Below are 5,219 nucleotides of genomic sequence, written 5' to 3' on the forward strand. Positions count from 1 at the left end.
TTCCACCAATGTCATCGCGCCTGCGGGGACTTGGCCGAATGTGCCAATGACTTCGGGATGGCCTGCATGGCCAACGAAAATGATGTGACGGCCGGCTTCCACCTGTCGTTCGGCCTGCTTATGCACTTTGGATACCAACGGGCAGGTGGCATCAAAATAGGCAAGGCCGCGTTGCTGCGCATTGGCGGGTACCGATTTGGGGACGCCATGCGCCGAAAATACGACATGCCCGCCATCGGGCACCTCATCCAGTTCCTCGACAAATATCGCGCCCTTGGCCTTCAAACTGTCGACAACGAAGCGGTTGTGCACAATTTCATGGCGCACATATACCGGTGCGCCATGTTGTTCGAGCGCGAGCTCCACAATCTTAATGGCGCGATCCACGCCAGCGCAAAAACCGCGTGGTGCCGCCAGAAGCAGCGTGAGGGGTTTCTTGGAGATCGTTTGTTCAGTCATCGGCAATGTCCTTTAGTTAAACAGGCCGCATCCGCCAAGACCTTTCCCCTGTTGCACGTCAGGCGATGGGCGGATAAGGACCAATGCCAGCGACGTACCCGCAACCCATGCACTGTTATGCCAAGGATAGCCTATATGAAATTTGCCGCCAAAGTCCTGACCTTCGGCATTGTCGCAGCAACCTTGGCCGGTTGTTCGCGCGAAGGCGACCTTGATATCGGTGCCGGTGTAGGCGTGAACGTCACACGCTCGGGCTGCCCCGCGGTCGCCATTCCGGATGGCACGGGCGACATCACCTTGTTCAACCCGGCCGACAGCCAGGATGCGAGCGCAATTGACGTTGTCGCATCGATTACGAACATCCGCCCAACGTGCAACGACAGTGGCGAGAAGATTTTTTCACAAGCCAGTTTTGATGTTCAGGTACGGCGCAGCGATACGCAAGGCAGCCGGACAGTGACTTTGCCCTATTTCACCACCGTGGTGCAGGGCAACAGCGCCGTTATCGCCAAGCGCGTTGGCCAAGTGACCCTGCAATTTGCCGATGGCCAGCAACGGGCATCCGCCAGCGCGCAAGCCGGAAGCTATATCGACAAGGCATCGGCCAGCCTGCCGGCCGAAATCGTGCAAAAAATTACCAAGAAGCGCAAGCCGGGTGATCCCGATGCCGCGCTCGACCCCATGGCGGACCCTGAAGTGCGCGCGGCGGTCGTCCGATCAAGCTTTGAAATGCTTATCGGTTTCCAGCTGACCGAAGATCAGCTGCGGTATAATGTAACGCGTTGATACGCGCTTTTTTCAAGGCACGAAGATGACCCTTTTTGAACAATATGCAGCGCATGTCGATCATGCGCTGGACGCACTTGTTGCCAGCAAGACCCTGCCATCGGGCATTGATCGTGCCAATGTGACGGTCGAACCGCCGCGCGATCCATCGCATGGTGATATATCGACCAACGCCGCGATGGTGCTCGCCAAACCCGCTGGGCTTAATCCGCGGCAATTGGCGGAAGCCTTGTCGGCGGAGCTGGCGAAGGTTTCTGGCGTCACGGCTGTCGAAATCGCTGGGCCCGGCTTTCTAAATTTGCGGTTGGACGCATCGGCATGGCTTGATGAACTACGTTCAATTGCGCAGGCTGGCGATGATTATGGGCGGTCGCACCGTGGTGACGGCAAATCGGTGAATATCGAATATGTCTCCGCCAACCCGACGGGGCCAATGCATATGGGGCATTGCCGCGGCGCTGTGGTGGGCGATGCGCTTGCCGCATTGATGGAATTCGCAGGCTACCGTGTTGTGCGCGAATATTATATCAACGACGCCGGTGGACAGGTCGATGTTTTGGCGCGGTCGGCGCATTTGCGGTATCGCGAAGCATTGGGCGAGACCATTGAAATCGCCGAAGGGCTGTACCCCGGCGATTATCTGATTCCGGTCGGCCAGCATCTCGCCGAGCGTTTTGGGGACCAATATGTTGCCCAGCCAGAGGCAGAATGGCTTGCGCTGTTCCGCAAAGCTGCGGTTGCCGAGATGATGGAGATGATCAAGGCCGACCTCGCCTTGCTTGGCATCCACCACGACCTGTTTTCATCCGAAGCCGAGCTGCATGAAGCAGGCAAGGCGGACATTGCCGAGCGCGAATTGCGCGCGCGCGGCCTTGTCTATGACGGTGAATTGGAAAAGCCAAAGGGCAAGGAAATCGAAGATTGGGAGCCTGTAACGCTTCCCTTATTCCGGTCGACACAATTTGGTGATGACCAAGACCGGCCAATCAAGAAATCCAACGGCAGCTGGACCTATTTCGGCGCTGACCTTGCCTATCATTTCCAGAAAAGTCAGGGCGTTGACGCCATGATCGACATCTGGGGCGCGGATCATGCGGGTACCGTCAAGCGCATCAAGGCCGCGGTCAATGCGCTGACCGATGGCAAGGTCGATTTCGATATCAAGCTTGTGCAAATGGTGCGCCTGCTGCGCGGCGGTGAGCCCGTTAAAATGTCCAAACGGTCGGGCAGCTTTGTCACGCTCGCCGATGTAATTGAAGAAGTCGGCAAGGATGTCGTCCGCTTCACAATGCTGACGCGCAAATCCGATGCGCAGATGGACTTTGACTTTGCCAAGGTGGTTGAAGCGTCAAAGGACAATCCGGTATTTTATGTGCAATATGCCCATGCGCGTATCGCCTCGACACTGCGCAAGGCAGAGGGCGAGGGGCTTGGTGTTGACGGATCCGAACTGGCGTTGCTCGGCGACGCCGAAATCGGCCTTATTCGCGAAGCTGCAAACTTCCCGCGCATTGTCGAAGCGTCCGCCAAATCGGGCGAGCCGCACCGTATTGCCTTTTACCTCAATGACTTGGCAGCAGCATTCCATGCCTATTGGAACCTGGGCAATGACCAACCGGACAAGCGCTTCATATTGCCCCAGGACCCGGCGCTGACGGGTGCAAGGCTTTTCATGGCGACCAATATCGGGCAAGTTCTGCGCAATGGTTTGCGCCTGATGGGCGTCGAGGCCGCTTACAATATGTAGCAATTGGGGAACCGGCATGAACAACACCAACAACAATGGACTGAATCTAAACGATCCCGATCGTCTGCCCTGGTTGGAAACCGCTGACGGTTACGAATATGTTGAAAGCACATCCCCGCTGCGGATGGCGGTGATGTTGCTTGCCGGGCTTGTCCTGCTCGCCGCGATTGTTGGCGCGGTCTATTGGCTGCAGCGTAACCAGATCGGCGGCGCGAATGGCAACGGCCAACTGATTGCCGCACCCGCAGGCGCCTATAAGGTCAAGCCTCAGGATGCTGGTGGCAAAAGATTTGAAGGTGAGGGCGATTCGGCCTTTGCCGCGAGCGAAGGGACCAAAACCGGCGCGATATTGGTTCCCGCCGCGAAAGTCGCCGCCGCCGCGCCGCCTGCTGGCATAGCATCGGCTCCAGCGGCAGCACCAGCCGCACCGTCTGCGGCACCATCTGCGGGCGCAGTCATGGTGCAACTCGGTGCGTTTGGCGATTCTGCCAAGGCTGACGCGGCGTGGGCTGCTTTGAACAAACGCTTTGGCTTTTTGGCCGGAATGAACCGCAAAATCGCCGAAGCCAATGTCGAAGGCGGCCGCAAGGTTTTCCGGCTTCAGGCCGTGACCGCAAATTCATCCGAAGCGCAGCAATTGTGCGCAAAGCTGAAGGTCGCGGGCGAAAACTGCCTGATCGTACGCTAATCCACATTTTTTGCGGGGGCAAAGGGCCGTGGCAGTTTATGCCGCCCGCACGCTTTTTAGGAGAAGAATATGCCTGCATTATATGACGTCGCCATTCCCGCTTTCATCCGCGGTCTGAAAAACCTGTCCAACATGCTGGAAAAGGGCAGCGCTTTTGCGGCGGAACAGGGCATGCCCCTGTCCGACTTGCTCGATGCGCGCCTGATCGACGACATGGCACCGCTCACGCGGCAGGTCCAGATGGTGACCGATACGGCAAAGTTCGTCGCTGTCCGTGTCGGCCAAGTGGAAAATCAGCCTTGGGCGGATGATGAAGTCAGCTATGCCGATGTGCAGGGCCGCGTGGCCAAGGCGATTGCGTTTCTGGAAGCCGTCTCACCCGATGGTTTTGAAGGCCGCGAAGACGCGAAAGTCGTGCTCGCCACGCCCAGCGGTGACATACCCTTCACGGGCAACACTTACGTCCACGGCTTTGCCATTCCCAATTTCTTCTTCCACCTCAGCATGGCCTATGCGCTGCTGCGGATGAAGGGCGTGCCCGTGGGCAAGCTCGATTTCCTTGGGGCAATCCGTTAATTATACACAGCTTTGGGCGAAAGCGCCGCTGCTCCATGCTTGCCTTGGGGGCACGGCGGCCCTAGCTTGCGCGCCATGAAGCCCGTGATATTTGGCCTTTCGGGCCTGACCCTGACCGATGATGAAAAACGCCTGTTTCGCGATGTCGAACCGGCGGGCTACATCCTGTTCAAACGCAATATTGAGGACCGCGCCCAGGTGCGCGCGCTGACGGACAGTCTGCGCAGCTTGCATGGCCGCGATGATGTGCCTGTCCTGATTGATCAGGAAGGCGGCCGCGTCGCGCGTATGCGTCCGCCGGTTTGGCCTGACTTTCCGGCTGGCGGCGCTTTCGATGCGCTGTATGATTTGGCACCCATGACCGCGATTGAGGCGGCGCGTTGCAATGCCGAAGCCATCGCGCTGTCGCTCAACGAAGTCGGCATTAACGTCGATTGCTTGCCCGTGCTGGATGTCCGCGTGCCCGAAACGCATTCGGCCATCGGTGACCGTGCGCTGGGCAGCGAACCGATGCGCGTTGCCGCGCTTGGCCGCGCGATATTGGATGGCCTTGCAAAGGGCGGCGTCATTGGCGTTGTCAAACATATGCCGGGGCAGGGCCGCGCCAGCGTCGATACCCATCATGACCTGCCGCACGTCACCGCAAGCGCGGCAGAGCTGGAACAAGACCTCGCGCCATTTCGCGCGCTTAACAACGCCGCGATGGGCATGACCGGGCATGTGGTTTATGATGTGTGGGACGATCAGCACACGGCAACGATGTCGCCTTATGTTCTGAATGATATCATCCGTGCAAATATCGGCTTTGACGGCCTGTTGATGAGCGACGATCTCGATATGAACGCGCTTCAGGGGGACGTGGCGACACGCGCGCTACGTTGTGTTGAGGCCGGATGCGACATCGCGCTCAACTGCTGGGGCCGGTTGGACGAAATGCGTGCGATTGCAGATATGTTGCCTGAA

Annotated in this window: 5 protein-coding genes and 1 pseudogene; 5 read left to right on the plus strand and 1 reads right to left on the minus strand. The window is 58.3% G+C overall.

Translation table 11 applies throughout. The annotated features are described in order from the left end of the window. Positions 1–459 (minus strand): annotated as a pseudogene (gene ispH, locus ACIQ5B_RS10120) (4-hydroxy-3-methylbut-2-enyl diphosphate reductase); the annotation flags it as partial. Positions 460–594: 135 nt separating this feature from the next. Here ispH and ACIQ5B_RS10125 point away from each other — a divergent pair. The 5 genes from ACIQ5B_RS10125 to nagZ form a co-directional block, all read left to right on the plus strand. Next, entirely contained in the window at positions 595–1,245 is a 651-nt protein-coding gene (locus ACIQ5B_RS10125; protein ID WP_397598910.1) for a hypothetical protein, read from the plus strand. Positions 1,246–1,270: 25 nt separating this feature from the next. Further along, a complete protein-coding gene (argS, locus tag ACIQ5B_RS10130) occupies positions 1,271–2,992 on the plus strand; it encodes an arginine--tRNA ligase (protein ID WP_397598911.1) in 1,722 nt (573 codons plus the stop codon). A gap of 16 nt (positions 2,993–3,008) precedes the next feature. Then, the gene (locus tag ACIQ5B_RS10135) at positions 3,009–3,680 is read left to right on the plus strand and encodes an SPOR domain-containing protein (protein ID WP_397598912.1); all 672 of its coding nucleotides are present in this window, start codon (positions 3,009–3,011) and stop codon (positions 3,678–3,680) included. Positions 3,681–3,749: 69 nt separating this feature from the next. Further along, entirely contained in the window at positions 3,750–4,256 is a 507-nt protein-coding gene (locus ACIQ5B_RS10140; RefSeq protein ID WP_397598913.1) for a DUF1993 domain-containing protein, read from the plus strand. 75 nt (positions 4,257–4,331) lie between these two features. Next, positions 4,332–5,219: beta-N-acetylhexosaminidase (gene nagZ, locus ACIQ5B_RS10145; RefSeq protein ID WP_397598914.1), on the plus strand; the 888-nt coding region annotated here is incomplete at its 3' end.

Origin of the sequence: Sphingorhabdus sp. (genome assembly GCF_044374345.1) — a bacterium.
Lineage (GTDB): Bacteria > Pseudomonadota > Alphaproteobacteria > Sphingomonadales > Sphingomonadaceae > Sphingorhabdus_B.

What these genes read in the sequence shown, in the direction of transcription:
- ACIQ5B_RS10125 (WP_397598910.1), top strand. Translation starts at nt 595, where the DNA reads ATGAAATTTGCCGCCAAAGTCCTGACCTTCGGCATTGTCGCAGCAACC.
- argS (WP_397598911.1), top strand. Translation starts at nt 1,271, where the DNA reads ATGACCCTTTTTGAACAATATGCAGCGCATGTCGATCATGCGCTGGAC.
- ACIQ5B_RS10135 (WP_397598912.1), top strand. Translation starts at nt 3,009, where the DNA reads ATGAACAACACCAACAACAATGGACTGAATCTAAACGATCCCGATCGT.
- ACIQ5B_RS10140 (WP_397598913.1), top strand. Translation starts at nt 3,750, where the DNA reads ATGCCTGCATTATATGACGTCGCCATTCCCGCTTTCATCCGCGGTCTG.